Source organism: Sorangium sp. So ce375 (genome assembly GCF_051473855.1).
In the GTDB taxonomy this organism is placed as follows: domain Bacteria; phylum Myxococcota_A; class Polyangia; order Polyangiales; family Polyangiaceae; genus Sorangium.
Map to the genome: position 1 here is coordinate 9,259,376 of NZ_CP150335.1, position 26,058 is coordinate 9,285,433.

The 26,058-nt window shown below is 74.7% G+C and carries 12 protein-coding genes; 7 read left to right on the forward strand and 5 right to left on the reverse strand.

Features of this window, described 5'->3' with window-relative positions:
- Window positions 1-35 precede the first annotated feature (35 nt).
- Together WME90_RS34490 and WME90_RS34495 are read left to right on the forward strand one after the other, a co-directional pair.
- Window positions 36-623: a TonB family protein gene (locus tag WME90_RS34490; RefSeq protein ID WP_437276303.1), complete on the forward strand. Its 588-nt coding sequence runs from the start codon at window positions 36-38 to the stop codon at window positions 621-623.
- A gap of 862 nt (window positions 624-1,485) precedes the next feature.
- Window positions 1,486-2,505 carry a hypothetical protein gene (locus tag WME90_RS34495; RefSeq protein WP_437276304.1) on the forward strand — a complete coding sequence of 340 codons (1,020 nt, stop codon included), beginning with the start codon at window positions 1,486-1,488 and terminating at the stop codon, window positions 2,503-2,505.
- A 142-nt stretch (window positions 2,506-2,647) separates the two neighbouring features.
- Here the strand turns inward: WME90_RS34495 and WME90_RS34500 are convergent, their stop codons facing one another.
- A complete protein-coding gene (locus WME90_RS34500; protein ID WP_437276305.1) occupies window positions 2,648-3,694 on the reverse strand; it encodes a glycosyltransferase family 4 protein in 1,047 nt (348 codons plus the stop codon).
- A gap of 371 nt (window positions 3,695-4,065) precedes the next feature.
- Between WME90_RS34500 and WME90_RS34505 the strand changes: the two genes are divergently transcribed.
- Window positions 4,066-5,847, forward strand: coding sequence for a hypothetical protein (locus tag WME90_RS34505; protein WP_437276306.1), 1,782 nt, complete (start codon window positions 4,066-4,068; stop codon window positions 5,845-5,847).
- Between the two features lie 51 nt (window positions 5,848-5,898).
- Here the strand turns inward: WME90_RS34505 and WME90_RS34510 are convergent, their stop codons facing one another.
- Window positions 5,899-7,710: a glycosyltransferase family 39 protein gene (locus WME90_RS34510; RefSeq protein WP_437276307.1), complete on the reverse strand. Its 1,812-nt coding sequence runs from the start codon at window positions 7,708-7,710 to the stop codon at window positions 5,899-5,901.
- Between the two features lie 287 nt (window positions 7,711-7,997).
- Here WME90_RS34510 and WME90_RS34515 point away from each other — a divergent pair, with 287 nt between their 5' ends.
- Window positions 7,998-9,335, forward strand: a complete 1,338-nt coding sequence (locus WME90_RS34515) for a dihydrolipoamide acetyltransferase family protein (RefSeq protein WP_437276308.1) — start codon at window positions 7,998-8,000, stop codon at window positions 9,333-9,335.
- Entirely contained in the window at window positions 9,332-10,603 is a 1,272-nt protein-coding gene (glyA, locus tag WME90_RS34520; protein ID WP_437276309.1) for a serine hydroxymethyltransferase, read from the forward strand. Before WME90_RS34515 ends, glyA begins: the two co-directional genes overlap by 4 nt.
- A 139-nt stretch (window positions 10,604-10,742) precedes the next feature.
- Here the strand turns inward: glyA and WME90_RS34525 are convergent, their stop codons facing one another.
- The gene (locus WME90_RS34525) at window positions 10,743-11,552 is read right to left on the reverse strand and encodes a hypothetical protein (RefSeq protein WP_437276310.1); all 810 of its coding nucleotides are present in this window, start codon (window positions 11,550-11,552) and stop codon (window positions 10,743-10,745) included.
- Window positions 11,553-11,825: 273 nt separating this feature from the next.
- Here WME90_RS34525 and WME90_RS34530 point away from each other — a divergent pair, with 273 nt between their 5' ends.
- The gene (locus WME90_RS34530; RefSeq protein WP_437276311.1) at window positions 11,826-12,107 is read left to right on the forward strand and encodes a hypothetical protein; all 282 of its coding nucleotides are present in this window, start codon (window positions 11,826-11,828) and stop codon (window positions 12,105-12,107) included.
- Window positions 12,108-12,310: 203 nt separating this feature from the next.
- Complete coding sequence (locus WME90_RS34535) at window positions 12,311-12,946, forward strand: hypothetical protein (protein WP_437276312.1); 636 nt, start codon at window positions 12,311-12,313, stop codon at window positions 12,944-12,946.
- A 263-nt stretch (window positions 12,947-13,209) separates the two neighbouring features.
- Here the strand turns inward: WME90_RS34535 and WME90_RS34540 are convergent, their stop codons facing one another.
- Both WME90_RS34540 and WME90_RS34545 read right to left on the reverse strand, forming a co-directional pair.
- Window positions 13,210-13,548 (reverse strand): HU family DNA-binding protein, encoded by a 339-nt coding sequence (locus WME90_RS34540; protein WP_012239209.1) that lies wholly within the window; start codon window positions 13,546-13,548, stop codon window positions 13,210-13,212.
- A gap of 341 nt (window positions 13,549-13,889) precedes the next feature.
- Window positions 13,890-25,991, reverse strand: a complete 12,102-nt coding sequence (locus WME90_RS34545; RefSeq protein WP_437276313.1) for a tetratricopeptide repeat protein — start codon at window positions 25,989-25,991, stop codon at window positions 13,890-13,892.
- Window positions 25,992-26,058 lie beyond the last annotated feature (67 nt).

Below are 26,058 nucleotides of genomic sequence, written 5' to 3' on the forward strand. Positions count from 1 at the left end.
GGACAAGGCCCCACGTTCCGGTTTTAGCTTCGGGCATGAGCTCTCGCCGAACAGGGTTGGTTCTGATCCTCGCGCTCGCGACGGGCTGCGGCGCCCCACCGCCTGCCCACTCGCCGGCGCAGCCCGCGCCAGAGGGGCCGACCGGCTCGGCGTCCCCGGAGCCCAAGACCTCGGCCCCTCCGGAGCCTGAGACCGCGGCCCCCCCGCCGGACGCGAAGGCCCCCGCGCCGGTCGAGGCGCCCCCGCCGCCGGCCACCTCGAGACCGGACGGCAACGTGAGGCCTGGCTCGGCCACGGCGACCGGCACGCTGGGCGGCAGCATCTCCGAGATGCAGGTCCGCGACGTCGTGGAGAAGCACGGCGAGCTGTTCGACGAGTGCTACAAGATCGGAGTCAAGGGCTCGCCGAAGTTCACGGGGAAGGTGACCGTCAAGGCGACCATCGGTCCGAGCGGCAACGTCAACAAGGCAGACGTCGTGAAATCGACCGCGAAGAACCAGCAGGTCGACCGCTGCGTGGCCGATACGTTCGAGAAGATGCAGTTCCCCCGGCCGCAAGGCGGGATGACGACCGTCATCACCTTTCCCATCGAGTTCAGCGGCGTCGAGCTCGTGCAACCCTGAGGGAGCCCAGGCCGCGCCAGGCTGCCTCGCGCGCGACGCGCGCTCTCCTCGATCGAGCGTCCCACCAGCGATTGAGCGCCCCGTCAGCGCAGCCCTTGCCGTGGGCGGTGGCCAGACGATCGGTGGCGAAGGAGCCGCTGAAATGGCGCTCAGACCGCGAGCGGGAGCGGTGCGGAGACACACGTCCGCTCGGGCGAGGGGGAAACGCCGCGCGCGTTCGGCGACAATGAACGCGTAGCAGCAGAGAGCGACGATGGGCACGCGATGGTGCCTCGTCGCCACGCTCAGGCCGAGGCCGATCTGGCAGTTGGTGTTCTCACCGGCGGAGCCGGTGTACTGCCGTTGATTGGCTCGATGCTTTTGCGCTCCGCCTCGCCGAGCAGACTCATCGTGTAGATCGCGAACGACCCGCGCCGCACCGGACGGGTCGGCATGGCCCGATGTCCGAGAAATTCGGTGTCTAGCCGCCGCGGGGCGGCAGCGTCCATCGCGTACTCCACGGCACATTAGGCTGCGTTGCGCCCACGAGGTGGCCAGCTCCGGTCCGCAGAAAGGCTCCAGCTTTCCAGGAGATTCTTGCGATTCCTTCGGCTCACCCCGCCCGGTCGCGACACGGTGGTGCTAAGCTCAATCACTCTCGGAGGCCGGGTCGAGCCCAGATGGAATTGTCCAAGCGTCACGGGCGACGTCGTACCAGAAGGCCATGAGACACACACCGTCGACCGACGTGTCTATTGCGCGAGAGCGCTCTTTCGCGTTGCGCAAAGCCCCGTCCGGAAGACACCATGAAGCATCGCTCTGATGCTTTCGGTGGCTCGCCACGGTCCGCCACCATCAACGCCTAACCTCTTGGAGAAAACCCATGAACTCGAGGTCTCGCCTGTCTTCCTTCGGTCGGGTTCGAATCGGGAATCTGCTGCGGATCGCGAGCATCGGCGTGGCGCTGCAAGCGGCCGCGTGCTCCAGCGATGACGGCCCCGGCGGCACCGGGGACAGCGGCGGCCGGGCGGGCAGCGCGGGCAGCGCGGGCAGCTCGGACAGCGCGGGCAGCTCGGGCGGCGGCGGAGACGATTTCGGCGCCATGGCCGTGGGCGCTGGCAGCGGCGACAGCAGCTCAGGGAGCGGCACGCCCAGCAACGAGGACACCTGCGACGGCCTCGACAACGACGGCAACGGCATCATCGACGACGTCGACACCGGTCACGACGGCATCTGCGACTGCCTCCGCATCGCCACGCTGGGCGAGCCGGGCGAGTGGGGAGAGGGCGACGTCTTCGCGACCTGGCTGAACCAGCGCAGTATCAACGGGGCCGTCGACCTGCGCGGCGCCGAGCTCACCGCCGAGGAGCTCGCCAAGCACCAGGTCATCGTCATCCAGGACGTGAGCGTCATCGGGCGCACCTACTCGGACGCCGAGGTAGAGGCCCTGAGCGATTGGGTCTCGAAGGGCGGCGGCCTCATGACGTTGATCGGGTATGGCGATCCCGACGAGCGAGAGAACGTCAACACGCTGCTCGCTCCGCTCGGCATCGGCTACGGCGAGGAGCAGATCCTCGGGAGGCGCGGCGGCTCCACGAACCCCATCACGGCGTGGAGCGGAGGGCACCCGGTGCTCGACGGGATCACGGCTGTCGGCGTGGACAACGGCTACCCGGTCGTCGGCGAGGGCGCCACGCTGGCGACCGGCGACGGCCACGACGTGCTGAAGGCGCTGGAGACCGGCAATGGCCGGGTGCTGGTCTGGGGCGACGAGTGGATCACCTACAACAGCGAGTGGGTCGATCATCCCGACTATCAGGTCGAGCGCTTCTGGCTGAACGCCATCAAGTGGCTGACGCCAGCCAACGAGTGCCAGGTGACCATACCGCCACAGGTCAACTGAGCCCCTCGCCCTACCGCGCCGGGTCACGCGGCGTCGTTCGTCGCAGAGATCCTGCTCATGGGATCTCCGCTCGACGACACGCGCGCGCGGCAGCGCCGGGCGCTCCGCCGCGCCGCGCGGGCGGGGCAGCTCCTCGCGGGGATCAAGCGGCCCGGTACCCCTGGACCCGCCGCGGGCCGGTCACGGTCCGGTAGAGCTCCTCGTACCGCCCCACCATCAAGGCGCTGCTGAAGCGCTCTCGCGCGCGGCGCGCGCAGGCGGCGCGGTCGAAGCGGGCGAGGCCCGCCGCGACCGCGGCGAGGCGCGATACATCACCTGCCGGCGCCAGGAAGCCCGTGACCCCCTCGTCGACGATCTCCGGGAACGAGCCTCGGTGAAAGCCGAGCACCGGGGTGCCGCAGAGCATGGCCTCGATGGCGATCAGCCCGAACGGCTCCTCCCACTGGAGCGGGCAGAGGAGGGCGCGAGCCCCGCGCAGGAAGGCGACCTTCCGATCGTGGCCCATCTCCCCGAGATCCGTTACCCCGCTGTCCCGGAGGCGCGGGACCACCTCCTGGAGATAATAGATCCGGTCCTTGGGGTGCGCGCGGCCGGCGAGCTTGATCGGCATGCCCGCGACCCTCGCGATGTCGAGCGCCAGGTGGGTCCCCTTCTCCTCGGCGTAACGGCCCAGGTGCGCGAGATAGCCCTCGTCGCTCAGGCTCGGCGGGTAGCGCGCCGGGGTGACGCCGTGATGGATCACGCACGAGCGCGGGAGCGAGATCTCCATGGCGCGCTGCCGCGCGCTGATGGCCACGTACGCGACCTCCGGGTGGCGCGCGTAGATGCGCGAGCTCTCACCGCAGGGCGCGTGGTGCAGGGTGTGCACCGCCGGGACGTGGACGAAGCGGGTGAACGGGACGGCGATGGGGCTGTTGAGCTGGATCACGTCGAACCCGCCCTCGCGCGCGATCTCCGAGAAGGCCCAGGCGATGTGGTTGACCTCGTCTTCCGGCACCGGGGGCCAGCACGCGCTCGCGTAGAGCGACCGGCAACGGCAGGTGACCACCGAATCCCCCGTCGCGAAGAGCGTGACCTCGTGTCCACGCGCCGACAGTCCCTCGGCGAGCTCGTGACAGAACAGCTCGGTCCCGCCGTACCCGGAGGGAGGCACCCGGATGAACGGGGTGGAGATGATCGCGATCCGCATGCTCGTTGCTCCTCGGTCGCCGCGCCGCGACCGGGGCTTCATGCTCGCCCCCGCTCGCAGCGGAGCGCATGCCAACGATTCGATCCCATCAACGAGCATGCCAGCGGGCGGCCCCCTGCCCGCCGGACCGAGGGAGCGCGCGAGGGCAGCTGCGCCGCGAGCGCAGCACGGCGCCCGAGGAGCCGGCGCGATTCGAACCGGGGAGCGGCGGTGCGGCGCTTTCTTCGGGCGTCGCGTCCGTCTAGGATGTCCGCCCGCTTGTCCCTGCGCGCGGGGCAGCGCGGGAAGCGTCAAGGGCCGAACGCGTCGCCCAATCTGCACACAGGTGGTCAATGACTTGGAGATCGAATCGCTACGGATCCGCGCTCGCGTTGAGCATTTCGTTGCTGGCCACCTCGGGCTGCGAGGTGATCACGGCGCCCGATCGCAGCCTCATCAACCAGAACACGGGGGGAAGCGACGGGCAGGGGGGCACGGGAGGAGCGGGCGCCGGCGGCATCGGTGGTTCCGGCGCCAATGACGGCGGCGGGGACAGCGACGGCGGTGGGGGCGACGGAGGTGGCGGTGGCTCCGGGGGTGGCGATGGTGGCTCCGGGGGTGGCGATGGTGGCTCCGGGGGTGGCAATGGCGGAGGCGACGGCGGCGCCGGCGGAGTCACTGGCAGCGGCGGGAACGGCGGCGACGGTGGAGTCGGTGGCGACGGCGGATCGGGCGACATCGGCGGAGCTGGCGGCGACGGCGGATCGGGCGGCGACGGCGGATCGGGCGGCGCAGGCGGAGCTGGCGGTGCAGGCGGAGCTGGCGGCGACGACGGAGCTGGCGGCGCCGGCGGATCGGGCGGCGCCGGCGGCTCGGGCGGCGACGCCTGCACCAGCGATGCCGAGTGCCCCGCGCCTGAGAGCGAGTGCGCGGTAGCGAGGTGCGCCGGAGGAGGGTGCACGACCGAGCCGGTGGACTCGGGGACGCTCGTGAAAGCGCAGGTGGCCGGCGATTGCCGCGAGCGCGTCTGCGACGGCAACGGCGCGGTCACGGAAATCGACGACAACGACGACGTGCCCAACGACCGCAGCGAGTGCACGGTCGACTCCTGCCGCGATGGCTCGCCGCTGTACGAGCCGGTCGAGGTCGGCAGCTCGTGCTCCCTGGCCGACGGCGGGCTGTGCAACGCTGTCGGGGTCTGCGTGGAGTGCCTGGTCGACACGGACTGCGCCACCGAGATCTGCACCAACTACGTCTGCCAGGCGCCCACGTGCGAGGACGGCGTGCAAAACGGCGACGAGGGCGGCATCGATTGCGGCGGCAGCTCCTGCCCAGCGTGCGGAGCGCCGGCCCGGGTGACCGCGGTCGACTACCCAGTCATCGCCGTCGGAGGCGCGCTCGTGCTCGCCGGCTCCGGCTTCACCGGGGCGACGGAGGTGACCGTGGACCTCGTGCCGCAGCCCTTCACGATCGACTCCGACATGCAGATCACGATCCCCGCGCTCTCGAAGGGGACGCCGATCGGCCCTGCGAACCTCATCGTGAGCCGGCCGGGGGCGCGGGTGACGTCGTTCTCGCTGACGGTGATCCGGCTCCAAATCAACGAGCTCGACGCCGACACGCCGACGACGCCGGTGGACGACGATCGCGAGTTCATCGAGATCAGCACGGGCTGGCGGGGCGTGAACCTCGCCGGCTACACGCTCGTGCTCTACGATGGCAACGCAGCCGACGGCGACGCCTCCTACAGGGCGGTGGAGCTCAACGGGACGGCGAACGCAGCAGGCCTGCTGCTCGTCGGCAACCCCGCCGTGACCCCGACACCCAGCGTGCGCCTCGACCCGACGGCCACCGCCAACATCCTGGAGGACGGCCCCGACGCGATCGCCGTGTACCAGGCGCGGCCCGCGGACTTTGCGCCGGGTACGCCGGTCACGGCCGCGCGCCTCATCGACGCGCTGGTCTACGGTACGAACGACGCGGAGGACGAGGAGCTCTTGAACACGCTGATCTCCGCCGCGCCGGGGGCCCCCGGGCGCATCCAAGTCGACGAAGGCGCGACGTCCGCGCTGTCGACGACGCAGTCGATCCAGCGCTGCGGCAACGGCCTCCGCGACGGCAGCCGCTTCCGGACGGCTGCGCCCACGCCCGGCGCGCCCAACACCTGCCCCTGACAGCGTGGAGCGCGGCCGAACGGCCGCGCCTCCGCCGCCCGAGCCCGCGGCTCAGCGCTCGAGGTGGATCTCGAAATCCTCGATGCTGACGGCGAGCTCGTAGCGCTCCTCGATGAGCCCGGCGAGCTCCGGGAACCCGCCCAGCGTGTCGCGCGAGTCGATCACGTCGCCGGTGACCGAGGGGAAGACGTCATGGCGCTCGACCACGATCGCGGCCGGCGGGCTCGCGGCGAGGTCGCGCATCAGCGCGTCGCGCGCCTCCTGCCGGGCCCACGCGGCGCGCTGCGGGACGTTGTAGAGGTAACGCGTCGCAGGCGGGCGATCGGCGAGATCGTAGATCACCGGCTCGAAGCCCCACACGAACACGGGCCGCCCCGGCGCCACGCGCTCGCGCAGCCACGCGGCGACCTCCCGGTTCGCCGCGGCGTTGACGTCGGCGACCGACGCGAGGCGATCGAGGCGCGCCTGGTCCCTCGCGCCCCCGGCGAGCACCGCGATCCGCTTGGCGCAGCGCTCGATGTAGTCGTCGGCCACGTCCTTGGTCGCGGAGCGGGCGAACGCGGTCGCGACGAGCGCCGCGACGAGCGCCGCCGCCGCCTTCGCGCCGGAGCGCGTGCACCGCTGCCACGCCTTCCAGAGGCCGAGCGCGGCGAGCATCGCGGTGAGCGGCCACGTCGCGCCGTAATGGTAGGGGAAGAACTTCGCCTGCATCACCACGCCGACGAGGTGCATGGCGATCACGCCCGAGAGCAGCGCCACGCCCGCCCGCTCGTGGCGGTCCGGGTGCAGCGCGACCAGGCAGGTGAGGCCGAGCGCGAGCGGGCCGGAGTACTGGACGAACCACTCGCTGGCGCCGTACCACGCCATGCCGAGCACGCTCGCGCCGCGCCACCCGAGCGCGGTGTAGTGCGGGGTGAAGACGAAGAGGACCTCCCGCAGATCGCCGAGCGCGCCCCTCTGGGCGAACCAGGCGGCGCAGGCGAGCACGGGGAGCACGCCGCCCAGCGCGATGAGCAAGGCGGGCCGGAGCGCCGCCCAGAGGAGCGCGGGCGCCGCCGCCGTGGAGCGGGCGTGCCCGGGCGCGAGCGGCGCGGAGCGCGCCGGCTCGCCCTGGATCGCGGGCTGGACCGCCTCGATCCAGCGCCGGACGGCGGCCCGCTCCGAGCCGCGCCGCGCGAGCTCCGCGAGGGCGGGCGCGGCCAGCGCGACGGCGAGCACGACGCCGCCGCCGGCCAGGGGCGGCTTGAGGAGACCGGCGGCGCCGAAGAGCGCGCCCGACGCGACGAGCGAAGCGGCGCGCGGCGCCGGGCGAGGCGCGCCGGCGCCGCCGCGCGGCGTGGCCACGAGCAGCGCGACGATGGTGAGCATGCCGCCGAACGACTCGGGCTGCGCCGTGTGCCAGAAATCGAGCTGAGCGTGCACCAGCACGGCGAGCGCCGCGGCGACGACCCCGATCCGCCGGTCGTCGAAGAGGCGAGCGGCGAGCGACGCCATCGCGAGGCACATCCCGGCGAGCCCGAGGACCTCGAGGACGCGGATGCCCCACTGCGCCGGGCCGAAGAGGGCGCGGGCGAGCGCGTAGATGAGGAAGATGCCGGGCGGCTTGAAGTCGAACGCGTCGCGGTACGGCATGCCGCCGTCGAGCACCGCGCGCGCGACCATGGCGTAGATGCCCTGATCGCGGCCGTAGCCGTAGGTCAGGATCTGCAGCAGCAGGAACGCGATGGCGCCGAGCGAGGCCGCCCCGATCGCCCGCGCCCCGACGACGCGCGGCGGCCCGGCGGCGAGGCGCTCGCGCGCGCCGTCGCCCGAGGTGGCCGGTGGAGAGGGGGCTCTGGTCACATCGGGCCCGGCGTCACGCACGGGGCCCTTGTACCGGCTGCGGCCCGCCAGCGTCTACGTGCGTCGACACACGATTCCAGCAGCCCTGCGCCGGGTGCGCCGGGCGCTTCGGTGGAGGCGGCTCGCCGTCGCCGGCACCGACGCAGCCGACGCGCCCGACATCGCTGACGCGACCCCACAAAGGATACACACTGGACGAACACTGTGTCGTTGCTCTCGAGGGGCGGGCGGCGTATACGACCGTGCCGCCTTGCCCGGTGAGGAGAAACGGGCGCTCACGGCGGCGCGCGTTGGAGGCGCGAGAAGCGATGGTCGATGTTCGCATGCCGCAGCTCGGCGAGAGCGTGCTCGAGGGGACCGTCTCGAGGTGGCTCGTGCGCGAGGGCGATTTCGTCAAGCGCGAGCAGCCGCTGCTCGAGGTTGCGACCGACAAGGCAGACACGGAGATCCCGGCGCCGATCGCCGGTCGTGTCGCGCGGATCGTGGTGGCCGAGGGTACCGTCGTCGCCAAGGAAGGTCTGCTCTGCCAGATCGACGAGGCGGCGCAGGGGGAAGCCCAGGCGACGGCCCAGCGCGCGAGCGCGCCGCCGGCCCCGGTCGAGACGCGGTCCGCCGCGCCCGCGCCCGCGCCTGGCAGCAATGGGCACGACGAGAGCGCCCGCCCCCTGACGAGCCCGTCGACGAAGAAGCTCGCCCGCGAGTCGGGCGTCGATCTGCGCGACGTGCACGGGACGGGCGATCACGGCCGGATCACCCGCGACGACGTCATGCGCGCGGCGCACGGCGCGTCGGCCGAGCCGGCGCCGGCGCCTCAGCCGAGCGCGGCGCCCCAGCCGGCGAGCACGGCCGCGGAGCTGTCGCAGCTCATCCAGGCGAGCGGCGGGTTCGTGCCGCCGGTGCCCGGCGTCGGCTACGGCGCGTACAAGGTGCCGCCCTACTCGCCGAAGCCCGGCGACAAGGTGGTGCCCTTCAGCCGGCGCCGCCGCATCACCGCCGACCACATGGTCTATTCCAAGGTGACGTCGCCGCACGTGGTGACGGTCGCCGAGGTCGACCTGCACGAGACGTCCAAGCTGCGCGACCTGCACAAGGACGAGTTCAAGAGGGCGGGCGTGTCGCTGACGTTCCTGTCCTTCATCTGCGCCGCGGCCGTCCGCGCGCTGCGCGAGCACCCTGAGTTCAACGCCCGGGTGCTCGAGAACTCGTACGTGGTGCTGCGCGACGTCAACCTCGGCGTGGCGGTGGACACGCCCGGCGGCCTCATCGTCCCGAGCATCAAGCACGCGGACGAGCTGTCGCTGCGCGGTATCGCGAGGAGCATCGACGAGCTGGCCGGGCGCGCGAAGTCGGGCAAGATCACGGCCGACGATCTCGCGAACACGACCTTTACGGTCTCGAACCCCGGCCTCAAGGGGAACCTGTTCGGCGGCGCGATCATCTCGCAGCCGAACGTCGGCATCCTCCGGATGGGCGAGATCAAGAAGCGCGTCGTGGTGGTCACGAAGGACAAGGAGGACTCGATCGCGATCCATCCGGTCATGTTCCTCGCGCTGTCGTACGACCACCGCATCATCGACGGGGTGCTGGCGAACTCGTTCCTCTGGCGGGTCACCGACATCCTTACACGCGGGGAGTTCGAGGTATGAGCGCGACGAGCGACGTGCAGGGCCTGCGGGCGCTCAGCGAGGTCGATCCGGAGATCGCCGAGCTGATCCGGCTGGAAGAGCGGCGAGAGGCGGACACGCTCCGGCTCATCGCGAGCGAGAACTACGTGTCTCGGGCGGTGCTCGAGGCCACGGGCTCGGTGCTGACGAACAAGTACTCCGAGGGGTACCCGCACAAGCGGTATTACGAGGGTCAGCAGCAGATCGACGTGGTCGAGGAGCTCGCGCGGACGCGGGTGGCCAAGCTGTTCGGGGCCGAGCACGTGAACGTGCAGCCCTACTCGGGGAGCCCGGCCAACCTGGCCGTCTACCTCGCCTTCGCACAGGCGAACGACACGATCATGGGCCTCGGCCTGCCTGCGGGCGGGCACCTGACCCACGGCTGGTCGGTGAGCATCACCGGGAAGTACTTCAAGAGCGTCCCGTACGGGGTTCGCGAGAGCGATCACCGCATCGACATGGATCAGGTCCGCGACCTGGCGCGCGCCCACCGGCCGAAGCTCCTCTGGTGCGGGACGACGGCGTACCCGCGCACGCTCGACTTCGCCGCGTTCCGTGCGATCGCCGACGAGGTGGGGGCGATCCTGGCGGCGGACATCGCGCACATCGCGGGGCTCGTGGCCGCGGGGGTGCACCCGTCGCCGGTAGGCATCGCCGACGTGGTGACGTCGACGACGCACAAGACCTTCCGGGGTCCGCGCGGCGCGATGATCCTGTGCAAGAAGGAGCACGCGGGCGCGATCGACAAGGCGGTGTTCCCGGGCCTCCAGGGCGGTCCGCACAACCACACGACCGCGGCCATCGCGGTCGCGGCGAAGGAGGCCTCGGAGGACGGGTTCCGGGCCTACGCGAAGCAGATCGTGGCGAACGCGCAGGCGCTCGGGCGCGCGCTGGAGTCGCGCGGCTTCCGGCTCATCACCGGCGGGACCGACAACCACCTCTTGCTGATCGACATGACGCCGAAGGGGATCGCGGGGAAGCCGTACGCGCAGGCGCTCGATCGCGCGGGCATCGTGGCCAACTACAACTCGATCCCGTTCGATCCGCGCAAGCCGTTCGATCCGTCGGGGCTCCGCATCGGCACGCCGGCGGTGACGTCGCGCGGGATGGGCGTCGCCGAGATGGAGCGCCTCGCGGCCTGGATGGATGAGGTGGCGCAGAACGTGAACGACGAGGCGCGCATCGCGCGCATCGCCGCCGAGGTCGCGGAGCTCTGCCGCGGCTTCCCGGCGCCCGGCATCCGGCTCTAGCCGGCGCTGCAGCGAGCGACGGCGCTGGCCCCGAGGACGCCAGGGAGAGCGATCTCCTGGCGTCCTCGGCGTTTGTGGAGCTGACACCCGAGGACGCCAGGGAGAGCGATCTCCTGGCGTCCTCGGCGTCGTGACGGCGTCACTTCACATAGAGCTGCGCGGCGGCGACGCCCGAGCCGGCGGTGGCCTTCACGATGTACTTGGCGTTGATGCCGACGGGGAGCGACCAGCGGAAGCAGTTGCCTCGACCGCCGAGCACGGCGTTCGAGCCGCTCGAGTTGTCCTGCGCCAGCACAGATGAGCCCATCGGGATCGGGGTCAGCGCGACGAGGCTGATGTCGAGCTCGGTGATCCCCGCGCCGACGCCGAGGACCGCGTAGCACTTGCCGGGCATCAGCTGGATCTGCTGCTCAAGGGTCTGTCCGGCGCTGAACTGCCCCGCGATCGGCCCCCCCTCCTTCGTCATGCCGGGCGCCTCGGTCGCAGCGAGGTTGTTCAGCGGGATCGTCGCGGCGGAGGCGAGGTTCGGATCGATCGCCGACGCGCTGCCGGCGCTGCTCCCGCCGCTCGGGGCCGGCTGCTGCCCGCCGGTCTGCTGGCCAGGGAGCGGGAACGGCCAGGGAAAGCCACCAGGCTGCGTCGTCGGGGCCGGCTGCGTCGTCGGAGCGGGCTGCGTCGTCGGAGCGGGCTGCGTCGGGGCAGGCTGGGTCGGGGCGGGCTGGTACCCCGGCTGCTGGTACCCGGGCTGCTGATACCCAGGCTGCTGGTACCCGGGCTGCTGGTACCCGGGCTGTTGGTACCCCGGCTGCTGGTACCCGGGCTGCTGGTAGTAGCCGGGCGGGGGCTGGTTCGCGTAGCTCGGCGGCGTGGACGCCTCCCGCTGTTGACAACCAGCAGCGAGGGCGGCGGTGAGGACCAGGGCAGGCAGGACGCCAATCGTACGCAGCAAAAGAACCTCCTCGAATTTCCGGCAGAACGCCGCGTTCAATCTCACTGACGGGCTCGCGACGCAACGGGTCGCTCGCGGGGAGCTCCCCAGCGCGCCCCACCGAAGCCCGTCCAACCGAGCTCCAGGGCCGTCCGCCGGATGTCGCTTTGGACGTGGAACGCCCTCGCTTTCATCGCGCCCATCCGACGGATTGATGCTGCTTCTGCCATGATTTCCCGGGTTCTTGCAGCAAGGCCCGGCTGGCCGTGAGACAAAAGTGAGGTAGCCTACGGCATGACCGACCGCGGCTCCCGAGCGAAGCTCGATCGTCCCGGAGAGTTTGCTCAGTGGTTCCTGGAACGGGAGATGCTGGCGAGCGCTGGCATGGGGCTCGCGCCCGACAGGGCGCGGCTGCACCTCGGCCGTGCCGTCGCGTTCCTGGAGCAAGGGATGCTGCGCGAGTCGCTGGCAGAGGCGAACTCTGCCGCATATCTCGACCATGCGATCCGGCCCGAGGCGCTGATCGTCGCGCGCATGTGCATCCTGCGCGAGCTCGTGGGCGGGTCCGGCGGCTGAGCGGCGCGACGGGGCGACGGCGCGAGAAGTCGAACGCCTGCGCCGGCACGCCTGCGGGCGCGCACGATCGGCGCGCCGGCGCGCCCGCGCGAGACGCCTCGCACATAGCCCCCGGCCTCCGGCGGGTGTATGAGCGCCGCGAGCACAGCTGTCCCAAAGAGGGGCCGCGGCGTGCGGCAGGGCTGTGCGCGAGGAGGCCGCAGATGACGGTGACGGGAAGGTCGTTGGGTTCAGCAGTGCTCTTGGCGCTCTCGGCGGCAGCGCTGGGCTGCGGCGGCAGCAGCAAGGAGTCGGAGTTCGCGGACGACGCCCCGGACGCGGGGACGCCGCCGCCCCCGCAGCCGACAGCGTCCGTCCCGCCCCCGGACGCCGGCTTGCCCCCGGTCGCGGTGCCCACGGCGGCGCCCTGCGATGGAGTCCAGTCGCTCGCGATGACCACCATGTTCCAGGGCCGCGCCGCCGGCGAGGCGCCGAAGATGCAGCCGGAGGGGGCGCCGGTGTGCAGCGTGGTGCCCGAGGGACAGTCGGCCTCGGGGCAGACGTTCATGCTCCAGCCAGGCTATTGCTATACGTTCCTGGCGCAGGCGCTCCCCACCGTCACCGAGGTCGACATCCAGCTGGAGCTCGACCTGAATGCCGGAGGACAGCCAGGGCTCGCTGCGTTCAACCTGAAACCGGTGCTCGCGGTCGACTCGGACACCGGCCCGACAGCCGCCATCGGAGCCAAGCAGAGCTGCTACCAATGGCCGTTCCCCATCGCCGCCACGGCCAAGCTGGTTGTCAAGGCACGCACCGGCTCGGGACCGGTGGCGGCGCAGGCCTACAGCCGCAAGAAGTAAGCTGACCGCGAGCTGACCGCGAGCTGACCGCGACGTCAGCGCGCTACGGGGGCGGCGGCGCCGCGCCGCCCGGCCCCCGGCGACAGCGCGCGGCGCCGGGACACGCGCCGTGCGCGCCGGGACGCCCCACCACCGCCCCATCGTCGCGCCAGGGCCATGCAGGACGCCCCAACGCCACTCCATCGTCGGCCCGTCAGGGCCATGGAGCAAGAACGGCCACGTCGCCGTGGCCGCCCTGCGCTCCGCTGGGAGATCCCGTAAGCCTACAGGAGCGCGTCCTTGATGGCCTTGATCGGCCGAGCGCGGACCGACTTGCTCGCCGGCTTCGCGGCGAAGGTCATCGGCTGCTTGGTAAACGGGTTGATCCCCTGGCGCGCCTTCGTCGCAGGGCGCTTGACCACCCGGAACTTCGCGAAGCCCGGCAGCGTGAACACGCCCGACTTCTTCAGCTCGCGATGACCGATCGTGATGAGGGACTCGAGAACGTTCTTCACCTGCTTGCGGCTCAGCTCATCACCGGCAGCTTCGGTGATGGCCTGGATCAGGCCGCTCTTGCTCAACGTCTTCTTCGCGCCGCCCCCGGCCGTCTTCTTACTTGCCATGGCACTCTCCTCGGACATGAGCTCGCGCGCGACACCTCGCCGCGCACAGCCTCAGTGAACCTTACACACGACACAGGACAAAAAAAGACAAAAATGCGGGGAGAAATCGCGATTTCTGAGACGGGGCATCGCGCGGACCCCTGAAAGACCGCGCCGGAGCGGCGCGCCAGAGGGGGAACCAGCCGCCGGGAGGGGCGGCGGCGCGACACCGTCGCGGGCCGGAGAGAGGCAAAAAACGCCTGGAATTGCGCGGTTCTGCGGGTGATCCGCGCCGCCTGGGGCGGCCGCGGAGGCGGCCGCCGCGACCTGGGCATACCCGCGGTGACGCGCGGGACAGGCCCTCAGCCGGCGCGCAGCTCGTCGAGGAGCGCGCGGGCCGCCTCGAGCGAGGCGTCCTCCGAGACGGATTTGTCGAGCATCAGGCGCGCTTTTCGGCGATCGCCGGCCGCGAGCGCCATCGCACCGAGGTGGTAATAGGCGAGCGCCCGCGCGGCAGGCGTCGTGCCGCCCTCGCCGGGCTCGGGGGAAATCTTCATCAGGGTGACCGCGCGGTAAGCGCGCGCGGCGATGTCCTCCTCCCCCAGCCCGAGCGCGCTCTCGCCGAGTTCCATGGCGATCTCACCGTTCTGAGGATCGTTCTCGAGCGCCCTCGTGAGCGCCGTGAGCGACTCGTGCAGATTCCCCTCGGCGTCCTCGATCCGCGCGACGCGGTGGTAAACGGCGCCGAGGTGCCGCGAGCGACGCCCCTTGGCGGCGACGATGAGCTCCGCGGTGACCGCGCGCGCCTCTTTCGGGTTGTCCGCGGCGATCAGGGCGTCGACGAGCAGCAGGGCGACCTCGTGATCTTCGGGGCGGAGGGAGCGCGCCTCCCGCAGCGCCGCGGCCGCCTGCGCGGCGTCTCCGACGTCGAGCAGCAGGCGGCCGGCGGCGACGAGGAGCGCGAAGCGGCCGGCCACGTCGGACGCCGCGGCGGCGTCCTCGAGCGTGATCGCGGCGAGCTCGCGGTTCGCGCCGATCTCGGCGTAGAGCGCGCGCAGGCGATCGCGGATCTCGGCGTTGCCCGGCGCGGCGCGGAGCGCGCGCTCGAGCCCGCCGCGGGCGTCGCCCAGGTGGCCCGCGCGCGAGCAGGCGCCGGCCAGGAGGAGCGCCGTCGCGACGAGGGCGTCGCCCTCCTCGAGCGCGATGAGCCTGCGGTAGACGGCGCTCGCGGCGTCCCACCGCGCGGCGGACTCCTCGAGGCCGGCGAGCGCCTTGAGCGCCGCGCGGTCCTTGGAGTCGGCGTGGAGCAGATCGCCCAGGTGGGCGCGCGCGCGCTCGACGTCGCCCGAGCGCGCGAGGATCTCGGCGAGGCGCAGCCGGAGCGCGCGCGCCGTGACGGCGCCCGCCCCCTCCGCCGCGGCCTCGCTGGGCGCGCCCGCGGCCTCGGCGTCGGCGGACCGCGCGAGCGCGCGCTCGAGCTCGGCGACGAGCTCGCCCGCGTACTCGGCGCCGCCGAGCGCGTAGGCGCGCTCGAGATCGGCGAGCGCGCGATCGCCCTGGCCGAGCGCGCCGTGGACCTCGGCCCGCGCGCTGTAGAGCCACGGGTCGTCCGGGCTCGCCTCGAGCGTCGCCGTGAGCGCGCGTGCGGCGCGGGCGTGGTCGGCGACCGCGCCGCACGCGTCGATGAGCGCGAGCAGGACGTCGCGATCCCCGGGCGCGACGTGGAGGGCGCGCTCGAGGAGCTCGGCCGCCGCCGCGGCGTCGCCCGCGCGATCGCGGAGGATCTCGGCGGCGCGGCAGAGCGACTCGACGCGCGCCTCCTCGGTGTCGGCGACGTGCGCCGTGAGCACGTGGAGCTCGGCGAGCGCGTGCCAGGCCTCGCGGGCCGCGTAGCGCGACGCGAGCTGCTCGCGGAGCCGATCGCTCGTGGGGCAGACGGCGTACCCGGCCTTCAGGGCGGCCTCCGCCGCGGCGTCGTCGCCGCGCGCCCCGTGCAGATCGGAGAGCTCCAGGGCGAGCAGGGCCGCGTCGCCGCCCTGCTCGGTGCGGACGAGCTTCTCGAGCGCGTCGATGAGGTCGTCCGCGTTGTCGCGCTTCCGGCTGAGGCGCACGAGCGCGCGGAGCACGTCGCGGTTCGCGCCGTCCCAGTCCGCGGCCCCGAGGTAGACGTCGCGCGCGCCGCGATCGTCGCCGCGCTGCTCGAGGAGGGCGCCGAGGCGCATCGAGATCGACGCGATCGAGGCCACGTCCGCGCGGTCCTTGGCGGCGTCGAGCTGCAGCGCGAAGAGCTCGCCGAGCTCGTCGGTGCGGCCAGCCTCCTCGAGCATCGTGGCGAGGAGGATGGCGGCCTCCACCTGGGTCGGATCCTCGTCGAGGATGTCGCGGAGCAGGAGCGCCGCCTTCTCCGGCGACTCCTGCGCGAGGAGGCGCGCGCGCTCGAGGTGCAGCGCGCAGCGCTCGGAGATGTCGTCGACGAGGGGCGCCGTCTCCTCGAGCAGCGCGGAGAGGCGCGCGGCGTCGCCGCTGCGCCGGTACACGCCGGCGAGGGGCGTCCAGATCTCGCGCTCGGCGGGCTCGCGGGCGCGGAGCTCCTCGTAGAGGCGCGCCGCACGGACGAGGTCGACGAGCGGGCCGGCGGCGAGCTCCGCGGCGTGCAGGAGCAGCGCGCGCTCCTCCTCGGGCGCCGAGGCGCGCGCCGCGCGCTCGCAGAGCGACGCGGCGGCCGCGAGATCGCCGGCCTCCTCGCGGAGCTCCGCGAGCGCGACGAGCGCCCACGCGGAGCCGGACGTATCGGACGCGGACGGCGCGCCCGAGCCGACGAGGCGCTGCAGGATCGACTCGGCCAGCTCGCGATCGCCGAGCGCGCGGGCGGTGCGGACCGCCTCCTCGAGGACCCCAGGGCCCTCGACCTCGGCGAGGAGCAGCAGCGCGTCCACGAGGGCGCGCGGCCGCCCGCTCTGCCGGGCGAGGCGCTCGAAGAGGCGGATCGCGCGCGGGTTCCTCGGATCGGTGCGGAGCCCGTCGCGGAGGATGGCCTCGGCCCGGTCCGGATCGGCGTGGAGCTCGAGCGCCTCTTCGAGGAGCGAGATCGCCTGATCGACGTCCGCCGCGTCCGCGGCGAGCAGCGCGGCCAGGCGGTACCGCGGCCCGGCGCGATCCGCGCCGCCCGCGGGGGCGGACGGCGCGCCATCGACGACGCCGCGCGGCGCGTCCGCGAGGCCGATGCGCTTGCGGAGGACGTCCGCCTGCGCGGCGCGATCGCCGAGGCGCTCGTAGATGGGCTCCAGCGAGCTCCACAGCGCTTCGATGTCGGCGCTCGCGTCGACGCCGCGCGCGCCGGCCGTGATCTTCGCCTCTGCGCGGCGGTAGACGGCCGCGGCGCGCTCCTGGTCGGCCGGCGAGAGCTCGAGGGCGCGGCCGAAGCGGAGCAGGAGCGCGACCTCGTACGGCTCGCCCACCGCGCGGGCGACGAGCCGCTCGACGAGCTCGAGGTACCGCGGAGTCTGGCCCGAGCGGCGCGCGAGCTCGAGGGCAGCGTCGTGCGCGGCGCCGGCGCCCGGCGTGAGATCGAGGGCGCGCAGGCGGGCGGTGAGCGCGAGCTCCGGGCGAGCGAGCGGGCCCTCGTAGAGCGACGCGAGCTCGCCGAGCGCCGCGGCGGCGTCCTCGGCGGGCTCCTGGGCAGGGCCGGCGAGCCGCGCTTCGAGGGCGCGCGCGAGCAGATCGTGGCGTCCGCGGGCGCGCAGCGCGGCGAGGAGCTTCTCGTGCTCGGCGTCGCTCTCGCGCGCCGCCTCGAAGGCCGACTCGACGCACTCCGCCTCGCGGTCGGGCGCCCCCTGCCGGCGCGCGATCTCGCCGAGCGCGAGCAGGACCTCGGCCCGGCTGAACGACGTGGAAGGCGAGAGCGCCACGCTGGAGCGCATCGGCGGCATCGTGCTGCGCCGCGCGCCGACGAGCCCCTCGCCCTCGTCGCGAGGCCGGCGCGCGACGAGCAGCAGCGCGCGGTAGGCGCGGTGCGCGCGCTCGAGCTGGCCGTCCTCGAGGGCGAGGCCGGCGAGGCCGTGGAGCGCGGCGGGGTGCGCGGGGTCGACGCGCAGCGCGAGGTCGAACTCCGCCATCGCGCGGGCGCGGTCGCCCGTGGCGAGCGCGACGCGGGCGAGCTCGTAGTGGACGAGCGCGCGCTCCTTGGGGCGGCGGCTGCCGAAGTCGGCGATGATCCCGCGCAGGGCCGCGGTCGCGTCGTCGGTCCTCCCAGCGGCGGAGAGGGCGCGGCTCCGCGAGAGGCGCAGCGAGAGGTCGTCCGGGGCGAGGGCGATGGCCTCGTCGAACAGCGGGATCGCGGCGGCGGGCGCGCCGCCGCGCGTGAGGTAGAGGTCCGCGGCCTCGCGGAGGAGCGCGAGCCGGGCGGGCGCCTCGTCGGCGCGCGCGGCGTCGCCCGCGATGAGCGCCGCCAGCGCGCCCCACGCGCCCGACGCTCGGTAGAGGTACGCGAGCCGCTCGCGCAGCGGGGCCGGCTGCGCGGCGCGGGGCAGCGCTCGCTCGAGCGCCGCGCGGGCGCGATCGGGCTCGCCGGCGGCGAGGTACGCCTCCGCGAGGCGGAGCGCCGCCTGGTGCAGCTCCTCGGGCGGCGAGCCGGCGCAGAGCCGCTCGAGCGCGTCGGCGGCGGCCGCGTGCTCGCCGCGGCGCGCGAGCAGCCGCGCGAGGGCGTCGAGCGCCTCGACGGACCCGATGTCCGCGGCGCGGCGGTAGCTCGCGATCGCGCGCTCGGGCTCGTTCAGCTCGTGCTCGGCGAGGGAGGCCGCCTGGAGCCAGAGCTCGGCGGCCGGCGGGCCTGCAGCGGAAGGCTCGCGCGCGGCCGCCTGCTCCTCGCGGAGCAACATGAGCTCGCGGTGCAGCCCGCCCGCCTTGAGGAGCGAGGCGAGCCTGTCGATCGACGGGCCGTGCCCCGGGCTCTCCGCGAGGTTCCGGCGGAGCAGCGCGATCGCCTCGGCGGCGCGCGCGGCCTCCGCGAGGAGCTCCGCGGCGTCGCACCGGAGCGCGACGCGACGCTCGAGATCGCCCGAGACCTCGATCTGCCGCTCGCGCAGGCGCACGAGCTCCTCGCGGAGGCCGGCCGCCCGGAGGAGCGCGGCGAGGCTCTCGCCGACCGGCTCGTCCGAGGGATCGTCGGCGAAGAGCCCGCCGTAGAGGGCGATCGCCTCGTCGGGCTCCGCCGCCTCGGCGGCGACGCGAAGCAGGCGGCGCCGCTCGCTCGGCGCGAGCGGGAGCGCGGCGCCGCGCCGGCACAGCGCGACGATCTGCGGTCGGTCGCCCGCGAGCATGCCGACGAGGACGTCGATCGCCCAGAGGGCGGCGCGCGAGGCCGACCACGCGCCGGGGCCCGGGGGCTGCCCCTCCTCGTCGCCGAGGCGCCGCACGGCGATCTCGAGGAGCTCCGCCGCGATCTCGCGGGCCCGCGCAGCGTCGCCCGCGTCGCGCGCCGCCTCGACGGCCTCGCGGTAGAGGGCGAGGTCGTGCCCGGTCGCCGCCGCGAGCCGGAGCAGCGTCGGCACGAGCGAGGGCCCGCGCCGGCGCCGCAGGAGCTCCGCGAGATCGAGCAGGATCTCGCGGTTCGCGGGATCGTGGAGCAGCGCGCGCTCGAACGCGCGCTCCGCGGCGTCCTCGTCGGCGTGCGCGTCGCGGTGCCAGCGGCCGACGCGGGCCGTGAGGTCGCGGAGCGTGGCGGCAGGGACGTCGCCGCGGCGCTCGAGCTCGAGCAGCGCGTCGGCGATCGTGTGCCAGCGGCCCGCGAGGTCGGTGAGCCGCAAGAGGCCGTCGGGCTGCTCGACGCCGGGCGACAGGAGGAACGCGCGGAAAGCGAGCTCGAAGGCGCCGTCGCGGTCGTCGCCGCGCTCCTCGAGGAGCGCCGCGGAGGCCCTCAGGATGGCGACCCGCTCGGCGTCCGCCTCGGCCGCGGCGAGCCGCGGCTCGAGCAGCGCGATCTGGCCGCGCCAGTCGTCCGCGTCGACGCAGATCTCGAGCAGCGCGCCCACCGCCGCGACCAGCGCGCCGCGGTGCTCGACCGACGCCGGATCGACGCGGCGGAGCAGCTCCTCCAGGCCCTGGCGCGGCGCCGAGCGCGCGGCGGGCTCGCCGCCCTCGCGGCGCGCGGCCCGCTCGGCCTCGTGCGCGCGGCGGTAGGCCTTCACGGCGAGCTCCCACGCGAGCGTGCGATCGCGGTGCGCGTCGCCGAGGCGCTGGAAGAGCTCCGCGCTGCGCGCCGCGCCCTCCTCGCCGGGGAGCGCGCCGGCCGCGGACGCCTCGACCTCGAGGAGCGCGACGAGGTCGCCCCAGCGCTCCGCGCTCGTGTAGAGCGCGGCCAGGGCATCCCCGCTCTCCGGGTCGGGCGCGAGCTCCTCGCGGATGCGCCGCCACGTGGCGATGGCCTCGTCCGCGTCGCCGAGCTCGCGCTCGAAGAGCCGCGCGACGCGCCCGAGATCGCGCCGGCCGCCCGCGCCGCCGCGCACGGCCGCGCGGCGCTCCAGCACGGCGGTGAGCTCGCGGTACCGCCCGCCCTCCTCGAGGAGGGCCGCGAGGCCGTCGAGCGCCGCGAGGTCCTGCCGGTCGTCTTCGAGGCGCGCCGAGTACGCCGCGATCGCCCGCGCCTCGTCGCCGAGCCGCGACGAGGCGAGCCGCGCGAGCTCGCCGAGGGCCTCGCGCCGCGCCGCGGGGTCGGCCTCGATCGCGGCGAGCGTGTCGAGCACGTCGCACCGCTCGGCGACGCGGTCGCCCTCGGCGAAGAGCCGATCGAGCGCGCGAGCGGCGTCCCGCGCGGCCTCGACGTCGCCGCTCTTCTCGGCGAGCGAGAAGAGCCGGCGGAAGAGCGCGATCGCCCCGTCCGCGTCGCCCAGCCGGTCGCGGCGGAGGAGCGCGGCGTCGCGCACGAGCGCGAGCGCCTGCTGCGCGTCGCCGGCGCGCGGCTCGGCCGCGGCGAGGACCTCGGCGAGGCGATCGTGCCGGCCGAGGCGCTCCGCGAGCTCGGCGAGCTCCGCGCGATCGCCGGCCTCCGACGGCCTGAGCTCGACGAGCTCCGCGAGCCGCGCGAACGCGCCCGGCTCGTCGCCGAGGGCGTCGCGGCGGAGCCGCACGATCTCGCGCAGCAGCGCCGGGCGGTCGTCGGCGTCGGCGCCGTCGAGCTGGATCTCGAGCACGCGCACGAGGTCCTTGGGCTGCCCCTCCTCGCGGTAGTGCCTCGCGAGCAGGGCGGCCGATCGCTGCCGCGCCGCGCGCGGGGCGAGCGCGCCGGCCTCGCCGGCGGGCGCCAGCGCCCCGAGGATCCGCTCGAGCAGCGCGAAGGCGTCGACGGGGCGCGGCGCCGCGCGGGCGGAGCGCTGCTCAGAGGGCGCGTCGAGGAGCTGCTCGACCACGGGGAGCGCGGACGCGGCGTCCCCGACCCCCTCGATCCAGAGGAGCGCGACGCGCTCCCGGAGCCGATCCGCGGCGTCGCCGGAGAGCCTCGGCAGCTCGGCCGACAGGAGATCGATGAGCGGGCGGTGCCTGCCGTGCCGCTCGTAGAGCCGCTCGAGCGCCGCGCGGGTGCGCGCGTCGTCCTGGAGCGGGAGGAGCTGCTCGAGGTAGCGCATCGTGCGCTCGCCGTCGCCGGCGAGATCGCGCGCGACGGCCGCGGCGTCCTCCAGGAGGAAGACGCGCTCGTCGGCCGCCGAGGTGCGCTCGAGCGTCGCGTCGTAGAGCGCGAAGAGGTCCTCCCAGCGCTCGGCCGCGTTGTAGGCGAGCTTCAGCCGCTCGAAGCCCCACAGCGATCCCGGCACGAGCTCCACGAGGCGGCGGAGCAGCGCGAGGGCCGCCTCCGGCGCGTCGAACCACTCCTCGTGGTGCTCGACGGCCCGCCGGCCGATCTCCTCGACGACGTCGGGCGGGAGCGCCGCGCCCGCGTCGAGCGCCGCGGCGTGCGCGGCCGCGACGCGCTCGGGCTGCTTCGCCCTGCGGCCCAGCTCCTCGAGCCGATCCCAGAGGGCGAGCTCGCCCGGCAGCTCGGAGACCGCGCGCAAGGCGACGTCGAGGCCGCGCGGCGCGTCGTGGTCGTGGTGCTCGAGCAGGCGCTCGAACCAGCCGCGGCGGACGGCTGCGCGCTGCGCGGACGCGAGGCTGCCCGCGTCCAGCGCGCCGCGCGGGGCGCCCGGCGCGGCATCACCCGGCGGGAGCGGCGCGGGCGAGCTCGCGAGGAGCGCCTCCAGCAGCGCGACGCGCGCCTCGGGGTCGTCGACCGCGTCGCACGCGCGCTCGAGGAGGAGCGCGGCGCGCGCCTGCGTCTCGGGGCGCCCGAGCGCCCGCTGCACGATCTCGAGCACCGCGGGCTCGATCGTGCCGGCCTCGATCGCGGGCGCGACCGCGTCGAGCGCGTCGGCCGGCCGATCCAGCCGATCGAAGAGGAGCGTCGCGAGCTCGACGTCGAGCGCGACGCGCGCGCTGCCCTGGCTGCGGTCGCGGCGCAACGCGAGCACCTCCGCCGCGCCCTCGTGATCGCCCACCTCGGCGAGCAGGCGCCCCCGCGCCGCGAGCGCGTCGTCGTTCTCGGGATCCGCCTCGAGCAGCCGGGCGTAGAGCGCCGCCGCCGCCGCGCGGCTGCCGATCTCCTCCTCCCACGCGGCCCACGCGGCGAGCGCCCTCGGGCGCTCGCCCTCGTGCCCGCGCTCCACGAGGAGCGTGAAGAGCCAGCGCCGGTCCACGCGGCGCGCGAGCGTGTCGGGGCTCTGCGCGAGGAACGAGCGGAACGCCTCCAGCGCGGCGGCGTCGAGCCCGCCCTGCGCTGCGTCGCCGCCGTCCGGCGGCGAGAGCAGGCGCCGGTAGACGGACGCGGCCTCGTCCTGCCGCTCGGGATCGGCGGCGAGCACCCGCGCGAGCGCCGCCTCGATGGCGCGGACCCGCGCCGCCGCCCTGCCGGCGGGCGCGCTCCCCTCCCCCTCGGCCCTCATGCGATCGCGGAGATCGAGCGCGGCGTCGACGAAGCGCGACGTCGCGCGCGCCCGTATCGCCGCGTCCTCGAGGGCCGCGAGCGCGGCGAGCGCCTCGTCGTCGGACGTCGCCGTGTCGAGCAGGACCTCGCAGACGGCCGCGAGCCGATCCCAGGCCCCCTGCCCGCGGTAGAGCGCCGCGAGGCGGGCGGCGGCGTCGCGGTGCCTCGGCGCGATGGAGAGCACGCGCTCGTAGAGCTTCTGCGCCCGCTCCGGATCCGCGAGCGGCCCCTCGGCGAGCCCGGCGGCGCGCTGCCAGGCCGCGACCGCGGCCTCGACGTCGCGCGCGTCCGCGACGTCGCGCGCATCCGCGGCGCTGATCCCGAACGCCGCGAGCTCGCCGAGGCGCTCCAGCCAGAGCGCCTCGTCCTGGGCATCGCCCGCGGCGGCGACGCGCCGCTCGAGCACCTCGCGGAGCAGCGCCGGGTCGCCCGCGGACAGGGCGAGCGCCTCCATCGCGGCGAGCGCGGCGCCCTCGAGCGCCGCGCCGCCCGAGAGGATCGCGCGGTAGTGCGCGACCGCGCTCGGGACCTTCCCGCCCTTCGCCGCCGCGTCGGCCATGCGCAGCTCGTGGGCGACGCGCTCGTCGGCCGGCACGCCCTCGAGCCGCTCGGCCAGCGCGCCGTAGAGCGCGTCCCACGCCCCGCCCGCCGCGTACGTCTCGAGCAGCGCCTCGTACGCCGCGTCGTCGCCCGGGTCGTCCTCGATGGCCGCGCGGTACGTCGCGGCCGCCCCGGCGAGGTCGCCGACGTCGCGGCGCTGGATGGTGCCGATCGCGTGCAGGAGCTCGCGCCGCCGCGCGGGCGCGCACGGCTGCGCGAGCGCCTCGCGGTAGAGCGCGAGCCGCTCCTCGGGGCTGCCCTGCTCGCGCAGCAGCGCGTCCACGCGCGCGATGAGCTCGAGCGACGAGGGCTCGAACGCGAGCGCCCGGCGGTACAGGGCGAGCGCCTGCGTCACGTCGCCGCTCGCGAGCAGCGCCTCGCCCGCGCGCCGCGCGAGATGCGACAGCGCCGGGCTGTCCACCGCGCGATCCCCGAGCGCCCCGGCGAGCGCCGGCGCGCGGCGCGCGGACTCGCTGCCGTGCTCCGTCAGGCGCTCGACCTCGGCGACCCACCGCGCGAGCCTCCCCGGCGCGAACGCGGCCGCGAGCGAGAGCCCGCGCGCCGAGAGGTCGAGCGCCTTCTTCGGGTCCCTGAGCTCGCGCTCGGCCGCGGAGGCCGCCTCCTCGAGCGCCGCGAGCCTGCCCGACACGTCGTCCGGCGCCGGCGCGGCCGCGCCGGGGGCCCACGCGACGGGCCCGAGCTCCGCCTTCGTCTCGAGCACGCGCACGAGCAGCGGCGCCGCCTTCTCGGCGCGCGCGATCGGCTCCAGCACCGCGCAGGCCGCGAGCCGCTGATCGTCGGTCAACAAGAGGTGGGAGCTCTGCCGCGACGCGGACGGCTCCGCGCCGCCGGCGGCGCTCGCCGGGGGCGGCCCCAGCATCTTCTCGACCGCGATCCGGCTCGGCCGGTCGGTCGGATCGAGCGCGAGCGCCTCGCGGTACGCGGCGATCGCGCCGGCCGGATCGTCGAGCCGCGCCATGCGGATCGCGCCGACCCGCGCGAGCACCGAGGCGCGCTCCTGCCCGGCCGCGAGCTCGGCGTCGGCCTCGAGGAGCGCCTCCAGCTCGGCCCAGCGCCGCTCCTGCTCGAGCAGCGGGATGAGCCGCGCGTGCGCCTCGCGCGACGCCCCGAACGCCGCGAGGTAGCGGCGCCAGGCGGCGACGGCCGCGGGCAGGTCCGCGAGCCGGGTGCGCAGCTCGGCCGCGCGGAAGGAGAGATCCCGCGCCGTGCGGCGATCCGGCTCCGCCTCGGCGCGCCGCTCGAGGACCCACGCGAGGCCCTCGTGCGCCGAGGAGGCCTCGTACAGCCGCTCGAGCGCGGCGAGCGCGCCCGGCTCGCGCGAGGAGCCCGACTCGGCGAGCTTGCGGTAGGCCGCGATCGCGCCCGCGGCGTCGCCGAGCTCCTCCTCGTAGAGGCGCGCGAGCCGCTCCGCCGCGGCCTCGCGCGCCTCGGCCTCCGGCTCGACCTCCGCGAGCCGCTCGAGCGCGCCTGCGAGCCCGCGCGCGTCGCGCTCGCGCTCGCAGAGCTTCGCGAGCCCGCGGGCCGCGCGCCGCACGGCCGCGCCGTCGGGCTCGCCGTCGAGCGCCTGCTGGAACGACGCGCGCGCCTTCCTGCTGTCCCCGAGGCCCTCGTACAGATCGCCGAGCTCGGCGGCGATGCGCGCCCGGAGCGGCTTGTCCTTGGCGCCGGACGACGCGCGCACGAGCACGCGGGCCGCGTCGGCCTGGCGGTCGAGCGCCGACGCGAGCGCGACGAAGCGCTCGCGCACGGCCTCGTCGGACGGGTCGACCGCGAGGATCTGCTCCGACAGCGAGAACGCCGACGCGAGGTCGCCGAGCCGCTGGAACTGCAGCTCTACGAGCCGCTTCTGCACCTCGACGCGGCGCGGCCCGCGCAGGTTCTCGATCTGGAGGGCCATCATCCGCGCCGCCTCCGGGGCGTCCCCGCGGCGCGCGTGGGCCGCCTCGAGCGCCGCGGCCGCGCGCACCAGGACGGTCTTGCGCGCGAGCAGCGCCTCTCCGGCGCGGAGGGCGGCCTCGTGCCCCGGGTCGTGCGCGAGCACCTCCTCGACGTGCGGCAGCGCCCGCTCGAGCTCCTTGAGCGGGCCGCTGTAGAGATCGATGAGCCGCGTGCGGATCTCGATCGCGTCGGGCGGCGGCGCCTCCGCGGTGAGCGCCTGCTCGAGCATCCTCGCGATCTCCTGGTGCCGCCCGGCGCGCGCGTAGCGCGCCTCGAGCTCCCAGCGCGCCGAGGAGTCGCCCGGATCGACCTTGAGGATCTGCTGGAGCAGCTTGATCGCGCGCTCCTCGTCATTTCCGCCGTTTCCGCCGCCGTTTCCGCTGACGTCGACGAGCTCGAACGCGCGGCGGAGCAGCGACAGCTGCTCCGCGCGGTCAGGGCGGTGGCCCGCGGCGAGCGCGTAGAGGTCCGCGAGCTTCGGCGGCTCGTTCGCCTCCTGGAGGATGCGCTCGAGCCGGAAGAAGGCCTCCTGGTGCGAGGGCAGCACGGAGAGCGCCCGCTCGAGGTAGGGCCGAGCGCCGCCGGGATCGCCGAACGAGTCGGCGAGGAACTCGGCGGCGCGCACGAGCACCTCGGCCTGGGCTGCCTGCGGGAGCATCCCGAACCGCCGCTCGCCGACGAGGCGCTCGTAGGCGAACGCGAGCTCGGAGAACCGGTCGTTGCGGGCGGCGGTCTCGTGGAGCTTCGCCCAGAGCTCGGGGTGCAGGCTCCCCTTGGCCGCGGCGGCCACGAGCACGTCGAGCGCGGCCGCCTCGTTGTCGATCCCCTGCTCGAGCGCGGCTTCGAGGTTGTCGATACGAAACGAGACGCGCGCGCTCTTCGTGTCCTGCTGCATGTTGGATCCGGACCTCGGCTGGCGGTGGAGCAAGGGGCCGGCGTACCGGCGCTGGCGTCGAACCTGC